Below are 23,105 nucleotides of genomic sequence, written 5' to 3' on the forward strand. Positions count from 1 at the left end.
TTTCATTTCTCTACGTATCACTAAGCTGTATCCCTTTTTCTTTCACAAACTTCTCCAGAACCTTGAAATCCTCAGTAACCTTTTTAAAAGGTAAAGCTTCCAGTACCTGATCCCGGTAATCCTTTTTGGCGGCAATGGACAGGCGGGAATCGAGTATGCTGAGTACACCCAGATCAGTTTCACTGCGGATCAGGCGCCCGGTTCCTTGTCTTAACCGAAGCAGCATGTCCGGTACAAAAACCTCTTTCAAGGGATTCTTTGCCATCGAAGTCTTATATTCATAGACAGGATCGGCAGGAACAGGGAAAGGCAGACGGAAAATGATTAACTGCGACAAATCGGAACCCTCGATATTCACACCTTCCCAGAATACACCGGTACTAAGTAGAACGCCTTTACTGCCCCGAAAGTCAGCGATCACCCCGTCCTGGGACGAGCCTTCCCTTTGAACATGTAATGCCCATGCAAGCTTCTCAGAGTTTAACTTCTTATGAATATACTTCATATCCTCTTTAGCTGAAAAAAGAACTAATGTCCGCCCGTCTGTTAAATTACAGAGCCTCATCATTTCCTTGTATGCCGCTTCAAGATAATCTTCCCGCCGCTGATGGTTATAGTAGGGGATATCCTTAGCAATATACAGCATAGTGTGGTTGTCATAATCAAACGGTGAAGCTTGGCGCTCCATATAATCTCCCCTGTAACCGAGGGACTCAGTGAGATAAGCGTATTGTTCCTCCAGCGTTTCTCCGCTTTGACACATGGTTGCTGACGTTAAAATAACTGAGGTTTTCCCGTTAAATAAGGTATATTTCAGAAACTGGCTTATCCCTTTAGGGCAGATACTAAGGGTACTCTCCCGCTGGGTATTACTTGCCCAGATCAGATAGTTATCCTCTACTCCGGCGAGTACATCAAAGAGGTCGATAAGTCCGTTCATGGCTTCAAAAATATTGTCAATCTCCCGTTCATGCCGTGAAGTTAAGACGGAAAGGCTGAGATTAAAATCTTTTAAAACCTGTGCCGCTCGTCTTAAGGGGATTCCTGTGATCTGCGATATTTTTATACGGTCATTGTCCTGCTTGGCTGTTTGCAGTAAGTCTGCCTCTACTTGTTTAAAAATATGGCCAACGCATCTTTTTATAAATTTAAATTGCGGCATAAGCTCCGTATCGGCAGATTGCTTGAAGAGAATCTGTAAGGCGTCATCCAGAATACGGCAGGTTCCCCGGTAAGTAAATTCGAGCGTTCTTGCATCTCTAACCTTTGCTTCCAGATTATGCGCTTCATCAATTACGATCAGAGCCGGCCGTTCGGTGATTAACCCCTTCGTTCCTTCCTTTTTCTTGATTAAATCACGGATGAGCAGATCCTGGTTTACGATAATAAAATCCATGTCGCTCGCGTTGGCATTAATTTTAGCTCTCATCTCATAAAACGTACATGTACTTTTATAATGGCAACGTTCAAATTTGCAATCATTCACACAAACGTTAGACCATACAGCATCACTAACCCCGCCCTTAATATCTGCCCGCTCATCAATTTCATAATTCACAATCTGTTGAGCAAGCGCAGACAGAGGAGTGTTTGAATCATCCGCTTGGAACAGATCTGCTGCCCTATACCGGCAAGCATACTGCCCCATGCCTTTTCCAACTACCGAACGTACCCTTGTAAATCCGAGACGACTTCCGATGAATCTCAGATCTTTATGTATTTGTTCTGAAAGTTGTATGGAGGATGTCGCAATAATAACCGGTTGCCTTGAGATTTGGTTAATAAGCAGGCTGGGAATGAGGTAGGCAAAGGACTTGCCGATACCGACTCCAGCTTCAATCATCGCGTTACGTCCATTTATATAGGCATCAGCGATATCTAGAGACATATCCTGCTGGCCGATCCGCTCTTTAAGTCCAATCCTGGGGAATTTATCATACATTCGAAAGATAGCATTGACTAAAGAGGGCTCGATGTCCTTCTTTAGCTCCTGCTTCTGTAATTTATAGAGATCACTTAACCAGCTAATGACGACCGCCCCTTTTCAAAATCAATGATCTTCCTAATTATAGTTTTTTTGGTGAGGTTGTAATTATCTTCGATGCTACTCTAACAGTCAAGTGTCAGAATATAATATAGTGATTAAAACAAAGTGAATTACTGTGTTTTTGAAGCAGGAAAATATACACATATCTTGAATACAAACTACAAAGAAGGAGGATGAAAATGTCATACAAAGAAAATGAATTGCGTTCGTCATTAACCTTAGCAGTTCCAATCATTTTAAACAGGCATTATCATTCTATGACTATGAAAAACATCGAATTCTCCTGGTTTGTAGAGGCGCATAAGGAATTGTTAGATTCATCATTCAGTACGATATTAATGAGTATGGTAGAAGCCTTGTTTTTTGATTCTTTTGGTTACGATCAATACTTAAACCTGCTAGAAAAAGAGGGGGCTGAGCAAGGGGTTTATACTGCAGAAATATTCGGTGATCATTTTGATATTTTACTTGATATGAGCAAGGATTTAAATTTAACCGCTCAGAATATTATGTTTAAGATCATTGAAGAGTTTGTAGATGATTCCGCGATCCGATTGTTTTTTTATAATCGTTTAATGGAATGCAACTGGACCCGTTTTACTGGCTTTGCACAAGGTTATTTGTCTAATAAAAATCAACAGATTGACAATTTACATGAACAAAAAATTGCTGTTATGGGACAAATGGCAGCAGGAATGGCGCATGAAATAAGAAATCCGCTAGCTTCGATTAAAGGTTTTGCTCAGCTTGTAAATATCAGGCTAAATGAGCCGGAGATCAAAGCGGATGAATTGCGTGCATATCTGGATATAACCATCAAAGAGATTGATGCTCTGAATGGATTAGTAACGGACTTTCTAATACTGGCTCGAAAAGGTGACAGTACAAAAAATAACGGCGTAGTATTTAACGTTATGGAGGTTATACATAGAGTTAATAACATTGTGAATCAACTCATACTTAGTGATGATATTATACTTTCAGTAGAGTGCTCTTTAGAAAAAGTACTGACGTTTGGGAGCGCCTCTCAGCTAGAGCAGGTAATTCTTAATATTTTGAAAAATAGTATCGATTCCTTCACAGCTTTTAGAGGCAGAATAGATATTTCTGTTACCACAGCTGCTGAGACAAACGAAATTATTCTACTCTTTAAAGACAATGGAGAAGGAATTCCACAGGATAAATTAAAACGGATATTTGACCCTTTCTTTACTACCAAGCAAAAAGGGACAGGGATTGGATTATCGATTTGTAAACAATTAATTGAAATGTATGGGGGGCATATTAAGGTAGATTCAGAGGTTCAGGTTGGAACTAGCGTGAAGGTTATTTTGCCTTGGGTTTATGATTATCATATTTGAGATGCTGCTGCATCTAATGAATGAAGGAGCGACTTGCCAACAGGGAAGTTGCTTTTTTTGTTATAGTTCTACAAAAAAATAGGATGTGCGTAAGATCACAAAGCAATTATTGGATACGTTTATACTCAATATATCAATTAAATTTGAAATATAAATTACATAAGCAATTGGAGGCTACTGGCATGGATCAATTTACTTTTACAGATATGAAAAAAATAAAGAGAAAAAATTTAGGTAATGTCGTACCTTTAGAGCTTTTCAGAACGATCAGACTGATTGGTTTATATCAAGCGTTACCCATGAATGGTAAGGGTACAACGTTGACTATAGGAAGAAAAATTGGGGAAGAATTTGGTGTTACCTCGGTTAATGAACTATTCGAGTTATTCGAAGAATTGAAGATAGGGATTCCTATAATAACCCATGAAGATGACAAGGGGATGACGATTGCAGTACACGATTGTTTCTGCGAAGGGTTACCTATTATGGAAGGGAAAATGGTTTGTGACCTGGAGGGGGCCATTATCGAAGGAGCACTTACTAAAATTCGTGGAAAGCGGGTTTCCGTCCGGGAAATAAAATGTAATGTTAATGGGGATGAATATTGCGAATATATCGTCAAATATTAAATCATATATAAAAGCGAGTAAGCGACCTTTCGATTTTTAAAAGGTCGTTTTTTTATGAAGAAGTTGTGATGGAATTAACATTCATTTAACATGGTTCTTATGCTGAAATGATATAACAGTTACAAATAGGTGAAAAGGTGGCTGTTAGATGAAACTTAGCAAAGAGGAAAAATCATGGATTTTATATGACTGTGGTAATTCAGCCTATTCGATGGCGGTTACAACTGCATTATTGCCTATTGTATTTGGCATGTTTTCAAATGTTAACAGCAGCATGGATTTAGGGTACTTTAACTCCATTGCTAGTATTCTTGTGGCTATCCTTAGTCCGATTTTAGGCACGATCGCAGATTGCAAGGATAAGAAAAAGCGCTTTTTCTTATTTTTCTCTTTGATCGGTGTGCTGGCTACGGCTTCGTTGGCATTCGTTGCACCTGCGAGCGGGCAGTGGCAGTTATTGATTGTGTTTTACATCCTGTCTGTCATAGGTTTTGCTGGAGCCAATATTTTTTATGACTCTTTTCTTGTGGATATAACCACTGATGAAAGGATGGATAAGGTATCCACAAAAGGTTTTGCTTATGGATATATCGCCAGCGTCATTCCATTTGGCATCAGCCTACTATTGATTCTGTTTATGGGGATGGAGAAGTCGATCGGTTATCAGATTGGGTTTATCATTACTGCCCTTTGGTGGGGGCTGTTGACCATACCCATGATCAGAGATGTGAAGCAGAGATATTATATTGAGCCTGAACCAAGACCTGTAATCAACAGTTTTAAAAGACTGGGAGACACCTTTAGGAATGTTAGACAGCATAAAGTTGTATTTGTTTTCTTAATTGCGTACTTTCTTTATATTGATGGGGTAGATACGATTATTAAAATGGTAGTGCCCTATGCCACATCGGTTCTGGGTGCGGATGCTTTTGACACCTTTACCTTACTGGGGATATTATTAGTTATCCAGATCATCGCTTTTCCTTCTGCAATCCTGTATGGTAATCTCGCCAAAAAATACTCCGCCAGGACTTTGATAATCGTGGGAATTGTTACATATATCATTTCCTGCATCGCGGCTTTTTTTATCACTTCAGTGTGGCATATATTTATTTTAGGTGCGCTAATTGGTTCCGCTCAGGGAGGCATTCAGGCGCTCAGCAGGTCTTATTATGCGAAGATCATTCCAAAGGAGAATTCCAATGAATTCTTTGGTTTTTACAATATTTTTGGCAAGTTCGCGGCCATTGTTGGTCCTGCTGTAATGTCTTTAACAACAACCTTAACAGGTAATGCTAAATTTAGTATTTTAGCGATTATCCCACTTTTTATTATTGGATTATTCGTATTTATAACTTTACCTAAAGAGCAGCCTGAACATGACGAACCTAAGGGGCTTATTCTATGAAGTCAATTAAAGCACAAACGGCTATGGCCAAGCATTTGATCGTCATCTCTTACGATGCCTTTTCAGAAGACCACTGGGCATTGGCCAGCCGGCTTCCAAACTTAGCGGAATTAATTAAAAACGGAGCCCATAGCGATAAATTGAAAAGTGTGTATCCCACGCTCACATATGTAGTGCATACCACCATAGCAACCGGTGTATATCCGGATAAGCATGGCATCCATCACAACAATCCGTTTCAGCCTTTTATTAAGGAAGAGGAGCAGAATTGGTTCTGGTTTAGAAATGCGATCAAGGTGCCAACGATTTACGATGTTGCGCGCGAGCATAAGATGAGCACAGCCGGAATCCTATGGCCAGTATCGGGTAAATCCTCCATCCAATACAATATACCTGAAATCAGAGCCATCAAAAACGAAAATCAGGCACTGAAGATATTAAAAAGCGGAAGCCCCTTATACTGCGTGGATATGGAGCTGAAATATGGCCGGATCCGCAAAGGGATTGAGCAGCCCTATCTGGATGACTTCACGACCAAATGTGCTATAGACACGATTAAGCGCAAAAAACCTAATCTTCTAATGATGCATCTGATCGATCTGGATGATGCCAAACATGCTTATGGAACTGACAGTGACGAAGTGAAGCAGGTAATCACACGTATGGATAAAAGGTTAGGCGATATTATGCAGGCAGTGGATGAAGCGGGGATGAAGGATGATACGATTTTTTTAATTTTGGGGGACCATGGCCAGTTTAATGTTAGGTACAGAGTGCATTTGAACAACCTTTTGCAGGAAAAGGGCCTGATCTATGAAGAGAACGGCGAAATGAAGTGGAGAGCTTACTTTCAGTGTGGGGGTGGAGCGGCTTACTTGCATATCCGGCAGGGCGATGAAGAAGCTGAGCAAATAGCATTAGCTGTTATTGGAGATCATATGAGAGATGAATCCTCAGGTATAGAGAAATTGTATGCTAGAGATGAACTGGATTTTTTTCATGTGGGCCAAACCACAAAGTATATGCTTGAGGCTAAGAGAGGTTATTGTTTCGACGAAAGTATGGATGAACCAACGATTGTTGATTTGGACAAACAAGGCGTTAAATTTGCCACGCATGGCTATTCTCCTGATAAAGACGGCTATAGATGCAACTTGGTTGTCTCCGGGGAAAAGATTAGAAATGGGTATCCTATAGGGGACATCGAAATGGTAGATATAGCCCCCACGATGGCAAAGATTTTAGGGATTGATTTTAATCCAGGTGACGGAAGACCTTTAGAGGAAATTTTTATGGACTAAATTAAGCAATGTGAAACGGAGAAATTCAATGATTGAAACGCGTAAACAGAAATCAAATAAACTCAAGATATTCTCAAAAGTATTCATGATTATTATTGGGGCGCTAATAGCTGCCTATGGTCTAGAATCGGTATTGATACCCAACAATGTCTCAGATGGAGGTGTCACAGGTCTAAGCATCGTTGGCTCTGAACTGTTTGGCTTACCGCTAGGGCTGCTAATTGGCATAATTAATATCCCTTTTGTGTGGCTAGGATATAAGCAAATTGGTAAAAGCTTTGCTCTTTATTCCGTTATCGGTATTGCTTCACTGGCTATTGGCACTAGTCTTATGCATCATGTACCGACGATTATAGAAGGTGATACTTTATTAATTACCGTTGTTGGCGGGATTATTATCGGTTTTGGTATGGGGTTAGCCTTACGTAATGGTGGAGCATTAGATGGGATAGATATGTTAGCTGTCTTACTTTCACGAAAATTACCTTTTGGGACCAGTGATTTAATCTTATTTCTAAACATGTTTGTATTTATTGTTGTTTCAACAGTATTTGGCCTACAAGGGGCTATTCTATCAGCACTTGCTTATTTTATTGCTTCTAAGGTCATTCATATTATTGAAGAAGGTTTGAGTGGCTCTAAAACGTTTAAAATCATCACTATTCAACCGGAAATCATGGTCGAGACTATTCGTGACCGATTGGGTCGTGGAGCAACTTATACAGATGCTTATGGCGGCTACTCAAATGAACAATTCAAAGAAATCACTTGTGTCATTAACCGTCTGGAAGAAAGTAAAATAAAAGACATTATTCGTGAAATTGACCCTAATGCCTTTGTAGTAGTCTACGATGTTGCAGAAGTTAAGGGCGGCAGTTTCAAAAAGAAAAATATTCACTAATGACTATAAATCGCGTTGGAGAGAAGCTAATTATGCTCTTGCCAGCGCGTTTTTTGTTTTCTTTGAAGGAGAGGAAAGGCTTGGTATAGATTTAATATAATTAAAGTTGGAATACCTACTCTAACAACATGCTTATACAATAGAATTAATAAGGTTGGAGAGGGGACATGGATATGGATGCTGTTCATAAAGAAAAGATCTTAATCAAAAATGAAAAGCTTATTAGCATGGTCATTGAACGGGCTAAGAGAGATTTTTCTGATGATATTGCAATTATTGGGCTTACAGGTTCTTTTAGTACTGGGGATTTTCATGAAAAAAGCGATCTTGATCTAATCATAATTAATAACACAGAGCAAGGCTGGGGGATATCTTCGTGTTTTATTTTGGATGATATTGGATACGATCTATATTGTACGCCATGGGAAACAAGGATAGAAGATCAAGCCAATCTCGAGAGTCCAATGATTTCATGTCTGGTGGATTTACAGGTGTTATACTGTGCAAAACCCGAATATTTGGAAAAGCTAAATTTATATAAACAGAGAGCACTCGATGCTCTGGCAATGCCTATAGGGAGAGAATGTATCAGTAGAGCGAAAAAGTGTATAGACATAGCAAAACAGGAATATGCGAATACATTACTTTCTGCAGATATAGGAGCAGTAAGGTATGCTTCAAGCGAAGTTTTATACAATTTGTTAAATGCGCTAACTCATTTGAACAATACTTATTTCAAACGGGGAATTAAGAGATATTTAGAGGAAATAGCTACGTACCGTTATGTTCCTGATGATTTTGAAAAGATATATATGGCTGTGATAGATGCGAAGACTACCGATGAAATCAGAAGTGCAGCATATAAGGCCCTTAAAAACATCAATGATTTGTATAATAAAATGTATAAGGATTTTGTAGTGCAGCCTGTCCCAAGTTATGATAATCTTGGCGGAACTTATGAGGAATTATGGTGCAACTACCGCAATAAGATTATAGCAAGTGTAGAATCGGGTGATAGATCGTATGCGTATCTTGCAGCAATGGGTATACAAGGTTTTCTTGATGAAATGACAGAATGGAAGGGAACTAAAAAGTTTGATATCATGCAGTATTTTGATTCTGACCATCTTCAAGTCTTTAAAAATGAGTTTCTGAAGGTCATGGATGAATATCTGGAGGAATACAACAAGGTAGGCAGGAAAGTCGAACGATACAATACTTTCGAGCAATTATATAACGAATATATGAAGGTATAGAAAATAGCCCACTACCAATCTTTGGATTGAAGTGGGCTATTTTTTATTTGACAAGAAAACTTGGCGTATTATAATAATGATGACAAGAAAACTTGTCATCATCTTTTCAATTTGAAAGGAGAAATTTTTATGAAAAAGGAAGAAATATTAGAAAAAAGCAGAAATGAAAAAGGAGACGAAGGAAAAGAATTTGTATTTGCTAAAGGCAGAAAAAGCGGATTCATTGGAATGTTGATTGTATTTTGCATTCTGAGTGTCTTCAGTTTATATAATCATAGTCAGGAAACAAATCTTGCATTAAAAGCCTTGATAGCCATGTTTTTTGGATATTTGAGCTGTGAAGGTCTTGGGATGTATTCTGTAACTAAGAAAAAGATGCATTTACTCAATTTCATTTTAGGATTAATTATAAGTGTTTCGTTTTTGTTTATTTACTTTTATGGGATGAGTGATTAGTATGAGTGAACCTTTGGTTTTAAAAAATAAACTGCGCGAAGCAAGAACGGAACAAAAATTATCGCAAGCACAATTGGCAGAAATGGTGGGTGTCTCAAGAAATACTATAAGCTCGATTGAAACCGGACAGTTTAACCCTACTGCAAAATTAGCTTTGATTTTATGTATTGCGTTGGATAAAAAATTCGAAGAATTATTTTATTTTGATTAAAATCAACAGAAGCTTTTCTGGGTTTAACTCTAGATGTCAGAAAAACAGCGATACTCCATCATTGGAGATCGCTGTTTTTTTTTTCAGTCGATTATAGCTTACTCAGGAATTTACAGGGTTCTGTTCAACAGATTTGGGTGTAAAAGCTCTTCGAACAACCTTCGTTAATTCCATTAGGATGAGGGAGCCGAGGGCTAAGCCTGCTGCAATCAGCCACTCTGACATTCCAAATGAAGCCGGAATCGAGAAGATTTCTCTAACTCCTGGCAGAACCGCAATGCCGTAAAAGGCAAAGCAGACCAGAACGGCTCCGATGACGTATTTGTTGCTGAAAAGGCCAGCTTCAATAGCAGTTTGACTGTTCGAACGGGCGGCAAAGGTCTGCAATGTACGAGACAAGATCAGGGTTGTGAATGCCATAGCTACGCCCATATCAGGCGAATCCTGAAGTCCGATATACAGGGATATGATAACAGCTATACCTATGAGTAGACCACGAGTGACAATGGCCTGCATCATTCCTCCTGCGAATATTCCTTCTTTGAGCTCTCTTGGTTTTCTGTTCATCACATTAGGTTCAGGTTTTTCCATCCCAAGAGCTATGGCGGGCAGAGAATCATTCGCCAGATTGATGAATAGAAGCTGAATCGCTGTGAAAGGATTAATCCAGTTGAAAATAAGGGCAAAGAGGATGGCGATAATTGCACCCAGGTTACCGGAAAACAAATAGGCGATCGCTTTTTTGATATTGTCAAATACCGTTCTGCCCACAGATACAGCATTGACAATGGATACAAAATTATCATCGGTCAAAATCATGGCAGCCGCATCTTTGGCAACATCGGTTCCACTGCCCATGGCAACTCCGATATCTGCTTGCTTCAAAGCAGGTGCGTCATTTACACCATCACCGGTCATGGCTGTTATTTTGCCTTTCCGCTGCCACGCGCGGACAATCCTGATCTTGTTCTCCGGAGAGACACGGGCGTACACACCAATCTGCTCGAGTTTGTGATCAAGTTCCTCGTCGGACATGGCATCGAGTTCTTGGCCGGTTACGGCAATTTCATTCTCAGTCATCAGACCGATATCGCGGCCGATCGCTTGTGCGGTTGTCTTATGATCACCGGTAATCATGATGGTTCGGATTCCAGCCTTCTGAGATTCTGCGATCGCGCCGTAGACAGCTTCCCGAGGTGGATCAATCATAGCTGTCAAACCTACGAGCACTAGATTTTGTTCATCCTCCAATCCGACTTCAGTAACTGTATTTGGTACGGTTTTGTAGGCATAGGCAAGTACACGGAGTGCTCTGCTGGAGAACTCCTCATTGGCTTCGAAGAAGCGTTCAAGAACTTCTGGTGTCATCGGCACTTCTTTTCCACTTAACAGTACATGCGAGCATAGACCAAAGAGCACATCGGGTCCACCTTTAGTAATCATTGCTTTTTGTCCGTTAAAAGTATGCAAGGTCGTCATCAGCTTGCGATCCGAGTCAAAAGGTAGTTCGGCTTCGCGAGGGAAATTATCGCGTATTTCCTTATAATCTTTATTCTTGCTGTTGCTGAAGGCAATAAGTGCTACCTCTGTAGGATCACCCAGCTCTTTACCATCCTCATTAATGTTAGAGTCGTTGCAGAGCACGGCAATATGCAGGAGCCGCCGGGCTTCTTCAGACCATTCTTCAGGCGCTTGATTGAATTGATCACGGTCACCTTCTGGAAGAAAGTAATCTACAACAGTCATTTTATTCTGGGTGAGGGTACCGGTTTTATCTGTACAGATGACACTGGTTGACCCAAGGGCTTCGACAGCGGGTAGCTTACGAATAATCGCATGTTGCTTAGCCATCTTATTAGTACCTACGGATAGGACAATAGTTACTATTGAGGAAAGAGCTTCGGGAATCGCAGCAACCGCCACAGCGACTGCAAACATTAACGCATTCAGGATAGCTTCTGTTGTATCCACAGTCTCATTCGATAACCAAACACGTCCGGCCTGGATGGCAAAGATTACAATGGACAGGAGTATAATTGCTACCCCCAGCTGCTTGCTGAATGTTTCGAGCTTGCGCTGCAGCGGCGTTTGCTTGGCTTCGGCGCTTTCAATGAGTTCAGCAATTTTTCCGATTTCGGTAGTGAGTGCAGTTCCCGTTACTACTAGCGTTCCGCGGCCATATACAACTAGTGAACCGCTGAACGCCATATTACGCCGGTCTCCAAGCGGAGATTCTTTCGCGATGATATTTGTATGCTTTTCCACAGCTTCGGATTCTCCGGTTAGCATACCCTCATTTATTTTTAAGCTTTCCGATTCTATAATCCGGCCATCGGCGGGTACGAAATCGCCGGCTTCCAGCCAGACGATATCACCGCGTACAAGTTCCCTTGCCGGGACGGTTTTTAATTCTCCATCACGCAGCACTTTGGCCTCGGGTGCTGACATCTGCTGCAAGGCGTCCAGTGAACTCTCCGCTTTACGGGTCTGGATGACACTTATAACTGCATTGAGAATCAACACGAGGAAAATAATAAGCGACTCCATAACTTGTCCCATAACAATCTGGACAATGGCGGCTATAAGCAGTACGACTACCATAGGGTCTTTGAAGTTTTCAAGAAAAAGCTTCCAAACAGGATCTTTTTTCTTTCCTTTTAATTCGTTAAAACCATAATCTTTTAGACGATTGTCGACTTCTGCCGAAGTAAGCCCGTTAGCTGAACTCTGAACATCCTGTAAACTGTCGGCTACATTGTTGCGGTAATATTCCACTAATGATAGCTCCTCTCTGCTGTGCTGTGTCTTTGTTCTTAAAAATTACGGTTCAAGCCGGGACAAGTTTCAAAATATCGAGCTGCATAAACTGTTTTTACATTATAAATGTGTCTTTTGAGCTTGAAATTGGACGGAAAAATATATGTAAATCTGGTTTCTTCATTATGTTTTTGGCTCACCGAGCACAAGTTTACTATGGGCGCTTTATTTATTATCCTATTTATGAATCGAGTTTATCCCCACCTTGAAGAGTTAAATAAAACTCATAAAGGGTTGAGGCTACGCATTAAAAGAACAAAACAAGACCTGTCTGATGACAGGTCTTATTTGTCTATACTTTCCTATTTGTTAGCGCCCGAATTAGCCGGCTCATGCAATTGCCCTGACTCACGGTGCCTCCGACTCATGAATACCAAAGACAATGCAATTACCGTGAGGATAACCCCAAGGACTTGAAATCCCGCGAAGCTAAACTTACCTCCCATTATGATACCTATTAACAATGAAGAGAGAATGGTTCCCAGGTATCTCGATGTATTAAATAATCCGGAGGCAACACCGATGATTTCTTTTGGAGAACTTTGGAACAAGGCTGCTTGCAGGCCGACATTGTTCAATCCGTTGCTAATACCAAATGCAGCTAAAGCCACACATACACTGATCACCGGTGAAGTCTGATTTAAGGTCACAAGCCACACTGATCCCAATGTCATCAGGACCCCGGACACCAGCAATGCTGGCCGGGGTCCTGATCTATCGATCCAGCGTCCTGCTATTGGAGCAGTAACCAGCGAGCATAATCCCAGCGTTAGCATGAGAATCCCAGTTTGGAATTCACTGACATGACGTACCATTTGCAAGTAGGATGGAATCCCGAAAAAGAGTGAGTAAAAAAGTACATTAACGAGCATGAATTCAACATTAACCCAAGTCATTGCCGGATATTTGGCGAATGTACGTAAAGGAATAAAGGGTGACGCCGCTTTTAGCTCATGCCGGACGAATGCCCCCAGCAGAATGAGTCCTGTTAGCAAGGTAATGACATGTATTAATGAGATATGTCCGGATGATTTTGCTGAAAGCAATCCAAGGAGCACGCCAACCAGCCCCACAGTGAAGAGCAGGATTCCTGACGCATCAATCAAATCAAACCATTTGCGCAGGGACATTCCCCGGGTAATGGTTGTTGACGGTTCGTCCTTGGGGATATGCCTCCAAGATAATAGAAAGCTCGCCACCACGAATGGAATATTGACGAAAAAGATAGCTGGCCAGTCCCACCAGTGAATAATAACCCCGCCAATAAAGGGTCCAATTGCTGCCGCGCCGGATAGGAAGATGGATAAAACAGACAGTGCGGTCGCTTGTTTCTCCGTAATATGAATCCGCACAATGGCCATTCCAACGGCAACCATCATGCTAGTTCCAATGGCTTGCACAATACGGAACACGATGAGACAGCCAAAGTTTGGGGAGAGAGGAGCTAATAAACCTGCAATGAAGGATACGACAAGCCCGGTAAGAAATATTTTCCTCCGGCCGAATAAATCGCTGGCCTTTCCCATGACAGGTTGAGCGATGCTGCTTGCAATGTAAAAAGAAAAAATAATCCAGGAAACACCTGTATAGTCAAGCTGGAATACATTTTGCAGCCTTGGAATAGCCACAGACACCATCGAAGAATTTAAAGGGTTCAATAAAATCCCCAGACCTACTGAAATCATTAACCACCTGTTGCGAACACTCATTTTAAATCCCCCTAAAGCTTATTAATGTCATCGTACTTGAAATCGATTATTCATTCCAACGCATTTTATGTTATGATCTCATTGACTTGAGGGAATGAATGGAGGTGCGAAATGGAACTTCTGCAACTGCAATATTTTCTCGCGGTAGCTCGGTTGGAACATATGACTGAAGCTGCACGAAATCTACACGTTACTCAATCTTCACTAAGCAAAACGATTCAGCGTTTGGAGGAGGATCTGGGGGTACCTTTATTCGATCGGGTAGGAAGAAAGCTGCGACTGAATGAGTCCGGAAGCCGGTTCCTTCGCCGAGCTGAAAGGGCATTATTTGAATTGGAGCAGGGAAAACAGGAGCTTAGCGATTTATCCAGTCCTGAACATGGCACACTCGAATTAGCGGTGACGACCGCAAGCACATTACCCAATATCCTGCGAGAGTTTCGGAAAAAGCGGCCTGATATTCAATACCATGTGCAAATGTTGACCACGCAGGAAATGGTTACACTTCTTAATAGAGGAGAGGTTGATTATTGCTTATCCTCACCTCCAATAAAAGGGGATGACATCGAATGTCAAATCGTCTTTATCGATCCGATTCTTGTGGCTGTTCCAAAGGGGCATCGGCTGGCTAATCGAAGCAGCGTATCTTTGACAGAGCTAAGGGATGAATGGTTTGTTGGTGTAAAGAGTGGTTATGGTACTCGCGATTTAATAGACTCTGTATGCAAATCGGTAGGATTTGTGCCTAAATATGTGTATGAGGGGGATGAACCTGCAAGGCTTAGCACTCTTGTGGAAGCTGAAATTGGCTTAGCTTTCATACCAAGCACGGCACGGAATTCACGGGAAGATATCCAATACCTCCAAGTAGAGAATCACGAATTGGAAAGGGAGATAGCTCTATTGTGGCACAGGAGCCGGTACATTTCTCAGGCTGCTTTGGAATTTCGGGAGGTAGTTGTAGAATATTTTGGAGCGTTATCCAAACAGACAATTTAATTACGCCGCAGAACAAATAACAAACCAAGTCCCCGTTACCTTCCGTTACGTTCAACGGTCCGTAAGTGGGGTTTTCTTTTGGGTTAAATACGTAGAATCTTTAATCATACATACGTTTTCCTATAATTATGGGGGGTAACACCTTTAATATTAGCGTAGTAGTGCGTAGCAGCGAGGCTGTAAAATAGTGTGAGTACACATGAAAGCGTTTACATAAAAGGAGGGGGTCTGTAAGTAAAAAGATTCATTTGTGATGATGTTCTACTGCTCTTCGGAATGATTGTGCCACTGTTGAAATTGAGGATTTAGCAGGTAAAGAAATTAGCGTGGGAATATAGGGCTGGTGCTAATAAGGTAGGTCATTAACTGATTTGTATGAAAATCACTAGAGGAGGAATGCATTAAATGAGTAGAATGCTTAAACAAGTAATCTCGATTTTACTCGCAGCTGCCTTGCTTATTCCGACAAGCTGGATCGCTCCGGTTACTGAAGCTGCGGCGCAGGATACGACAGTATCATCAGATACGGTAACGGTATATCACGAAACTTTTGCGAGTGGCAAGGGTATTGCAGCTCAAGCAGGCAGTGCTAGCCTTACACCTGTGACCGATAAAGTTTTTGCGGGCAATGCTGACGGGGCAGCTTTATATGTAAGCAACCGAGCGAATAACTGGGACGCGGCTGATTTTAAATTCAGCGATATGGGCCTAGAAAACGGCAAAACCTACACGGTAACTGCATCCGTGTATGTAGACGCTGATGTGATTGTACCTAGCGGTGCCCAAGCTTATCTTCAAGCGATAGGCAGCTACGCTCTTTTGGCAAATGTGAATTATGAAGCAGGCCAAGCGGTCACCTTGACGAAAGAATTTACCGTGGATACGGACAAAGATACAACGCTGCGTGTTCAATCCAACGATGACGGGAAAACGGTTCCGTTCTACATTGGGGAGCTCCTCATTACAGCAAAAAAAGCGGTGACGGAAACGGATAAAGAAATCTATCACGAAACTTTTGCGAGTGGCAAAGGTTTAGCCTCACAATCAGGTAGCGCTAACCTAACCCCTGTCACCGGAAAAGTTTTTGCGGGCAATGCTGACGGGGCAGCTTTATATGTAAGCAACCGAGCGAATAACTGGGACGCGGTTGATTTTAAATTCAGGGATATGGGCCTAGAAAACGGCAAAACCTACACGGTAACTGCATCCGTGTATGTAGACGCTGATGTGACTGTACCTAGCGGTGCCCAAGCTTATCTTCAAGCGATAGGCAGCTACGCTCTTTTGGCAAATGTGAGTTATGAAGCAGGCCAAGCGGTCACCTTGACGAAAGAATTTACCGTGGATACGGACAAAGATACAACACTGCGTGTTCAATCCAACGATGAAGGGAAAACGGTTCCGTTCTACATTGGGGATGTATTGGTCACAGAAAAGGTGGCTACAGTAGAGCCAACTCCAACACCAGAAACACCTAGAGACCCAGCTTTACCTTTTACCACTGTTACTTTTGAGGATCAAACGGCAGGTGGTTTTGAAGGCAGAGCAGGTACTGAAACGCTTACGGTTACTAATGAAGCGAATCATACAGATGGTGGTTCATACGCTTTGAAGGTTGAGGGCAGAACCAGTACATGGCATGGGCCGACATTACGTGTGGAGAAGTTTGTGGACAAAGGCTACGAATATAAAATTTCGTTATGGGTCAAGCTGATCCAGCCAGCAAGCTCGCAGCTTCAGCTGTCCACGCAGGTTGGCGATGGAAGCAGCGCCAATTATGTGCAGCTCGCACCTAAAACCATCAGCGCAAGCGATGGCTGGATTCAGTTCGAGGGAACTTACCGTTATAACAATGTAAGCAGTGAGTATTTGACCATTTATGTGGAAAGCTCCAGTAATAGCGCGGCCTCATTTTATATCGATGATATTAATTTTGAAAAGGTAGGCTCTGGCCCGGTTGATATCGAAAAAGATCTTGTGCCGATTAAGGATGCTTACCAGAGTGATTTTCTGATCGGAAATGCGATAACCGCTGAGGATCTGGAAGGTGTCAGACTTGAGCTTCTGAAAATGCATCACAATGTTGCTACGGCAGGTAATGCCATGAAGCCGGACGCGTTGCAGCCTACGAAGGGCAACTTCACGTTTACCGCGGCAGATACAATTGTAGATAAAGTACTGGCTGAGGGCATGCAGATGCATGGACATGTGTTGGTATGGCATCAACAATCGCCTGCATGGCTGAATACAACAACAGACGCAGCTAACAACACGATCCCCTTGGGACGGGATGAAGCTCTTATGAATTTGCAGACCCATATCCAAACCGTTATGGAGCATTTTGGTGACAAGGTGATCTCCTGGGATGTTGTAAATGAGGCGATGAGCGATAACCCATCCAACCCAACAGATTGGAAAACTGCGCTGCGTTCCGCCCCATGGAAAAGTGCTATTGGAGCAGATTACGTAGAGCAAGCCTTCCTGGCGGCAAGAGAAGTGCTGGACACGCATCCAGATTGGGATATTAAGCTCTATTACAACGATTATAACGAAGACAATCAGAATAAAGCGCAGGCCATCTACAGTATGGTCAAAGAAATCAATGAAAGGTACGCGCTGACTCACCCTGGCAAATTGCTTATCGACGGGGTTGGCATGCAGGGGCACTACAGCATCAATACGAACCCAGAGAATGTGAAGCTATCCTTGGAAAAGTTCATTTCCTTGGGTGTCGAAGTAAGCATAACTGAGCTGGACATTCAGGCCGGAAGCAACTATCAGCTTTCTGAAAAGCTTGCTAATGCGCAGGGTTATCTGTATGCACAGTTGTTAAATATCTTCAGGGATCACGCTGATTCTATCAAACGTGTTACCTTCTGGGGAATGGATGATAATACAAGCTGGAGAGCTTCATCCAATCCGTTGTTATTCGATAAAAATCTGCAAGCTAAGCCGGCTTACTATGGCGTTATCGATCCTGATACCTTCATTGAAGAGCATGAGCCTGAATCAGTAGAAGCCAATCAATCTACTGCCAAATTCGCTGCACCTGTTATAGACGGAACAGTTGACGAGATCTGGAGCCAGACCGCTGAGATTCCGGTCAATCGGTATCAAACCGCTTGGCAAGGAGCGAGCGGAGTAGCAAAAGCACTCTGGGATGATCAATATTTATATGTCCTAGTCCAGGTGAGTGATACGCAGCTTGATAAGAGCAGCGTGAATGCACATGAACAGGATTCGGTCGAAATCTTCGTGGACCAAAATAATGGGAAAACGACGTTTTATCAAGATGATGATGGCCAGTACAGAGTCAATTTTGACAACGAGACTTCATTTAATCCTTCAAGTATCGCAGCCGGCTTCGAATCGGCAACCCAGATTTCCGGAACAAACTATACGGTTGAAGTGAAGATTCCACTTCAAGGGATCACTCCGGACAACGATAAAAAGCTTGGTTTCGATGTACAGATCAACGATGCTAAAGAGGGCTCACGTCAAAGTGTCGCGGCTTGGAACGATACGAGTGGAACTGGGTATATGGACACATCCGTTTATGGTGTGCTTACTTTAAAGGGGAAATCTGCCGGTCCGGAACCAACCCCAACGCCGACAACAGCACCGACACCGACACCAACGAGCCCAACCGATCCAACAGACCCAACTGACCCAACAGATCCAACGGATCCAACAAACCCAACGGAACCATCGGCAACCCCGACACCTGTTCAAACAGCGACGCCAGCGCCAACAAATGCACCAACGGGTAGCAGCACCGGTAATGTTGTATCAACTCCACAACCTGGAGCCATTACAAACAAAGATGGTATTGTTACGATTAAACTGGAGGTAAAGTCCGATAATGGGTATGTCATAGGTACGATCTCCAGCGACAACATGAAAAAAGCGCTTGAACTGGCTAGTGTAGCGGCAAACGGCAAGAAACAAATTATCATTGAAGTGCCAAAGCAAACGGACACGAAAGGGTATGATATACAATTACCGACCCAAAGTCTAATGGGGAAAGAAAACTATGAACTATTGCTTAAGACGGAAAAAACCACAATTCAAATTCCAAGCAATATGTTGTCCAATGTAACAGACAGTGCTGAACAAGTATCCATACGAATAAATAAAGTCACCAAGGACAGCTTGGAAGCAGCTACCCGCAATATGATTGGCAACCATCCAATTATCGGTCTAAGCTTAGTAGCAGGTGACAAAGTTATTCCTTGGAATAACCCTAACGCACCTGTAACGATAGCCATTCCTTACGTGCCGACAGCGGAGGAGCTTAACCATCCAGAGCTTATCGTCGTTTGGTACATCGATGGCAAAGGCAACGTAATGCCGGTTCCGAACGGTCGATATGATGCTGCAACCCAAACGGTTGTCTTTCAAACAACCCACTTCAGCACTTATGCAGTAACCTTCGTAAAGAAAGACTTCGGAGATCTGCAGAATCTGTCATGGGCTAAACAAGCTATAGGCGTTATGGCGGCTCGCGATATCATCAAAGGAACGTCGGTGAACAACTTTTCACCTGCAGATTCAATCAAACGAGCGGATTTCATTGCTCTCCTCGTAAGAGCGCTTGAACTGAAGGGAACGGGCAAAAGTGCAATAATGTTCAACGATGTCCAAAAGACGGACTATTATTATGATGAACTGGTCATCGCGAAGGAACTGGGAATTGCTACAGGTTTTAAAGATGATACGTTCAGACCCAATAGCAATATCTCCAGACAAGATATGATGGTGCTGACAGCACGCGCGCTGGCGGCAGCCGGCAAGCAAGTTAAGGCGAGCGGTACTGTAGCTGCTTATCTAGATGAAGCAAGTATATCCAGCTACGCAAAAGACAGCGCATCATTGTTGATCAAATCCGGAGTCGTAAACGGAAAGAATAATAGAATTGCGCCGAACGATACGCTTACCCGTGCTGAAGCGGCAGTCATCCTGTACCGTATCTGGAAGCTGTAGTCCCGGCAGCAGAGAAAAAAACTCTGAATTAGCTCATGTTCATTTTTAATCTGAAGAGCGGAAATACGTGTATAACCATCCCTTGCGTTCTTCTGTTTTAAGCATCGCTGCTCACCTCCCTGCGGAGAGGAGCAGCGATTTTTTTGTGTATGTTCCGTTAAATCGGAGCTAAAACGGAAAAAAATGTCACGAAACAGACCGCTCAAGTGTTATAACTGTACTGATAGTAGAAAGGAGACAGTCGTGGACTCTATTGAAGAAAAGATAAAGCGGATACAAGCGGGGGAAGTCTACCTTTTTTCAGATATTATCAGACTCTACCAACAACGGATATACCTCTACTGCTTTCGCTTGTTGAACAATAAGGAAGAAGCCGAGGATGCGGTTCAGGACATATTTATTAAGGCTTATCAGAACATCGGCCATTTTGAGTCTCAGGTGAGTTTTAACTCATGGCTCTACAGGGTTTCCTATAATCATTGCCTGAATCAACTGCGCCGGAAGAAATTTCAAAATCAGCTGCGAAAGTTACTCAGACAGGATGTAACCACTAAAAGCGCTGAACAAATGGTAGAAAATCAGTTGTTCAGTGAATCCGTGGCCTCTGCCCTGGAAAAGCTTAGCGTGGAGGAACGCAATCTGTTGATTTTGCGCATTTTTGAAGATAAATCATTTGCAGAAATTAGTGAAATTCTGGGTAAAAGTACGGTCACAGTTAGGAAACGGTACGAGCGGACAAGGTGCAAGCTCAGAGAAGTCATTGAAAGAAAGGAGAAACAACTATGCGCAAGGACGAATTGACTTCCGAAGAGTTGTTTCTGAAGGAGGGGGATAATTCTGCCAAACTTCCGCTGGTTGATGTTCATGATTCTGTAATGCAAGCCATCGGGCTAGGTAATGGTCGCCTTGCTGTTAAGCCTGTACCTCACCAGCAGGAGGGGGACATCCCAGATATTATGCATAGAGTGGAGCCAGAAACCTATGCCAAACGATACCGTAAGCGCATGTGGAGCAGGCCTGTAAGGAGATGGGCAGCGGTGCTGATCCTGGTTGTCTTGGTAGGAGGCAGCTATTCCTTGTTTAAGGAGAGTCCCTGGCAAGCTGCCAAATTTCAATATGAGGTGCTGCCATACGAGCCGCTTCTTGCAACGAAGGAAGGGGGGACGATTGAAGTATCTAAGAATCCGTTAGTTCCTTCAAAGGTAAAAATTCCTCAGAGAGTGGCGACCAAAGAAGAAGAGCTGCTGAGTGAAAAAAATTTAGAGGCATATAGAGTTGTAGAGAAATTATTACTACCGGGAGAGGGCGCTTCTTACGTGTTAAAAAAGGAAGGTGCTGGAGATGAACGTCCTCAGCTTGGCAGAGTTATTCCTGCGATGCTATTTAATGATTATTCCAGTTATTTAGCCAAAGCAGAAGAGTATAAGGTGCCATATTTGCCACGTCCGGAGTATCTGCCAGAAGGGTATGTTTTTGATCAAGCATGGATACAACCTGATTTTGAGGTCAACGAGAAGGAACTGCTTGCCCTTACTGATGGTATAAAGCTGGAAGGCGGTTACCGGGTTATGTGGAAAAAAGAAGCTACGGCCAGTATTAATTATGACTATTCGTCGATGAGATACAAAAAAGGGGAGAGTATGGTAAGAATTAATGCCAAACACATCAAGGCAAAGTCCGGAACGGTGGAAAGCTTACTAAGGACGAACACCACAATCGTACAGAATATTCTTGTTAACGGAACCCAACTGATCTATACGGAAACTACAAACAATGAAATAAAGTTGGGGTATAGATACAGACTTGTCTGGACGGATCCAGAACAAAATGTAGTATACGATATGACTGCTGCACCGGAGTCTTCTTCTTTAACCAAAGAGGAGGTTATCCGAATTGCTGCCGACATGATGAAATAAGTATAGAAATTTGATGTCACAAATCCGGTAACGTAAGTGTTATGTAAGAGTACTACATATACAGGAAGGTGAGGTATTTTAATGAATAATAGAAAAACACTCATTGCCATGACCAGTATGACCCTAATGTTCGGTTTAGGTTATGGCTTCAAAGGAGAAGCTTACGCCGAGAAGTCTGTTGCTCAGTCTGTGGAAGAAACCGCCATTAAGGCGGAAGTCAAATATATAGCTCAGGGCATCGATGAAGCTGCCAAAGCGAAAACAGATCAGGAACAAAAAAAATTCAAGAATCTCAAAGATCTGCAGCAGAAAGCATTAAGTGAAGAGCTTAAACCTGGAGAAATCAGATATGTGTATATTAATGACAAGGAATATCAAGCCTATGCTAAGGGATCACCCACTGCGGGTGCATATTATTCCCTTTCGTTTAATACGTATAATGAATATGTGGAAAAGTATGCTGCCGGCAATACCTCCATGCCACTGCAATTGCAAGAGCCTCCGGAAGGCTACAATTTTTTCAGGGCAATTGTTTCTCCATATATGACGAAAAAAGAACAGGATAAGATATACTATCAAGTGATCGCCGAGGGTAAGGCGTCCGATAAGAAAATATATGTAAAGAAATTGCAGGAGAAGCGTACAGCTATCAACATCATCTATAATATGACCACAGAGAAAAATGGTAAAAGAGGAGTTCTTGCCATCGCTGCCGAACCTGCAGGACCTAAGGATACGACTGTTGAATCCGAACCAGCAAATGCACAGTCGCAGAAGCTAAAAGTGAGTGGCCAAGAGGTGGTATACACACCTATTGATAAGATGGAGTACAAGTCAGTTGCATGGATGAATCCAAAGACCCGTGTCAATTATATTATTCGGGAAACCGGTGGACACCTGACCAAGGAGGATTTGATTGCTTTGGCAGGACAGATCATTGAAGCTTCGGCGTAGAATGATTCTAAGACACTTACTAATTAATTTGATTAAGGCAGCCCCCAGGGCTGCTTTTTGGTTTGAGTATAAAGATCTATAGTATTCACGCTATTTAGGAGATTAAAAGCGAAATGTGGCGTTGGCAATGGAAATGTGTCTTTTTTAAGTATTCACA

Annotated in this window: 16 protein-coding genes; 13 read left to right on the plus strand and 3 right to left on the minus strand. The window is 42.4% G+C overall.

What is annotated here, in order from left to right; genetic code table 11:
- Positions 1 to 10: 10 nt before the first annotated feature.
- Positions 11 to 1,942 (minus strand): ATP-dependent DNA helicase, encoded by a 1,932-nt coding sequence (locus MKX34_RS07110; protein ID WP_256717710.1) that lies wholly within the window; start codon positions 1,940 to 1,942, stop codon positions 11 to 13.
- 284 nt (positions 1,943 to 2,226) lie between these two features.
- Between MKX34_RS07110 and MKX34_RS07115 the strand changes: the two genes are divergently transcribed.
- The 8 genes from MKX34_RS07115 to MKX34_RS07150 all read left to right on the plus strand — a co-directional run bounded on the left by MKX34_RS07115 (position 2,227) and on the right by MKX34_RS07150 (position 9,570).
- Positions 2,227 to 3,408: an ATP-binding protein gene (locus MKX34_RS07115; RefSeq protein WP_038569398.1), complete on the plus strand. Its 1,182-nt coding sequence runs from the start codon at positions 2,227 to 2,229 to the stop codon at positions 3,406 to 3,408.
- A gap of 182 nt (positions 3,409 to 3,590) precedes the next feature.
- The gene (locus MKX34_RS07120) at positions 3,591 to 4,037 is read left to right on the plus strand and encodes a V4R domain-containing protein (RefSeq protein WP_076104743.1); all 447 of its coding nucleotides are present in this window, start codon (positions 3,591 to 3,593) and stop codon (positions 4,035 to 4,037) included.
- A gap of 148 nt (positions 4,038 to 4,185) precedes the next feature.
- Positions 4,186 to 5,445, plus strand: coding sequence for an MFS transporter (locus MKX34_RS07125; protein ID WP_076297804.1), 1,260 nt, complete (start codon positions 4,186 to 4,188; stop codon positions 5,443 to 5,445).
- Complete coding sequence (locus MKX34_RS07130; RefSeq protein ID WP_076104741.1) at positions 5,442 to 6,746, plus strand: ectonucleotide pyrophosphatase/phosphodiesterase; 1,305 nt, start codon at positions 5,442 to 5,444, stop codon at positions 6,744 to 6,746. The genes MKX34_RS07125 and MKX34_RS07130 overlap by 4 nt, the downstream gene beginning before the upstream one ends.
- A 28-nt stretch (positions 6,747 to 6,774) precedes the next feature.
- Positions 6,775 to 7,647: a YitT family protein gene (locus MKX34_RS07135; RefSeq protein ID WP_036675789.1), complete on the plus strand. Its 873-nt coding sequence runs from the start codon at positions 6,775 to 6,777 to the stop codon at positions 7,645 to 7,647.
- Positions 7,648 to 7,814: 167 nt separating this feature from the next.
- Positions 7,815 to 8,903 (plus strand): nucleotidyltransferase domain-containing protein, encoded by a 1,089-nt coding sequence (locus MKX34_RS07140; RefSeq protein WP_256717711.1) that lies wholly within the window; start codon positions 7,815 to 7,817, stop codon positions 8,901 to 8,903.
- Between the two features lie 129 nt (positions 8,904 to 9,032).
- A complete protein-coding gene (locus tag MKX34_RS07145) occupies positions 9,033 to 9,359 on the plus strand; it encodes a DUF6442 family protein (protein WP_036675787.1) in 327 nt (108 codons plus the stop codon).
- A 1-nt stretch (position 9,360) separates the two neighbouring features.
- Positions 9,361 to 9,570: a helix-turn-helix transcriptional regulator gene (locus MKX34_RS07150; protein ID WP_036675786.1), complete on the plus strand. Its 210-nt coding sequence runs from the start codon at positions 9,361 to 9,363 to the stop codon at positions 9,568 to 9,570.
- Between the two features lie 102 nt (positions 9,571 to 9,672).
- Here the strand turns inward: MKX34_RS07150 and MKX34_RS07155 are convergent, their stop codons facing one another.
- Together MKX34_RS07155 and MKX34_RS07160 are read right to left on the minus strand one after the other, a co-directional pair.
- Positions 9,673 to 12,345, minus strand: a complete 2,673-nt coding sequence (locus tag MKX34_RS07155; RefSeq protein ID WP_076104740.1) for a cation-translocating P-type ATPase — start codon at positions 12,343 to 12,345, stop codon at positions 9,673 to 9,675.
- Between the two features lie 344 nt (positions 12,346 to 12,689).
- A complete protein-coding gene (locus MKX34_RS07160) occupies positions 12,690 to 14,096 on the minus strand; it encodes an MFS transporter (protein ID WP_076098885.1) in 1,407 nt (468 codons plus the stop codon).
- Between the two features lie 111 nt (positions 14,097 to 14,207).
- Between MKX34_RS07160 and MKX34_RS07165 the strand changes: the two genes are divergently transcribed.
- From MKX34_RS07165 to MKX34_RS07185, 5 genes are all read left to right on the plus strand, one after another.
- On the plus strand, positions 14,208 to 15,095 hold the full coding sequence (locus tag MKX34_RS07165; RefSeq protein WP_038569403.1) for a LysR family transcriptional regulator: 888 nt from the start codon (positions 14,208 to 14,210) through the stop codon (positions 15,093 to 15,095).
- A gap of 405 nt (positions 15,096 to 15,500) precedes the next feature.
- Positions 15,501 to 20,078: an endo-1,4-beta-xylanase gene (locus tag MKX34_RS07170; RefSeq protein ID WP_076297805.1), complete on the plus strand. Its 4,578-nt coding sequence runs from the start codon at positions 15,501 to 15,503 to the stop codon at positions 20,076 to 20,078.
- Positions 20,079 to 20,261: 183 nt separating this feature from the next.
- Complete coding sequence (locus MKX34_RS07175; RefSeq protein ID WP_081384106.1) at positions 20,262 to 20,879, plus strand: RNA polymerase sigma factor; 618 nt, start codon at positions 20,262 to 20,264, stop codon at positions 20,877 to 20,879.
- A complete protein-coding gene (locus MKX34_RS07180; protein ID WP_076297807.1) occupies positions 20,861 to 21,994 on the plus strand; it encodes a DUF4367 domain-containing protein in 1,134 nt (377 codons plus the stop codon). The genes MKX34_RS07175 and MKX34_RS07180 overlap by 19 nt, the downstream gene beginning before the upstream one ends.
- Positions 21,995 to 22,075: 81 nt before the next feature.
- Positions 22,076 to 22,948 carry a hypothetical protein gene (locus MKX34_RS07185; protein ID WP_038569409.1) on the plus strand — a complete coding sequence of 291 codons (873 nt, stop codon included), beginning with the start codon at positions 22,076 to 22,078 and terminating at the stop codon, positions 22,946 to 22,948.
- Positions 22,949 to 23,105 lie beyond the last annotated feature (157 nt).

This window comes from Paenibacillus sp. FSL R5-0636, assembly GCF_037974255.1.
Taxonomy (GTDB): domain Bacteria; phylum Bacillota; class Bacilli; order Paenibacillales; family Paenibacillaceae; genus Paenibacillus_AQ; species Paenibacillus_AQ odorifer.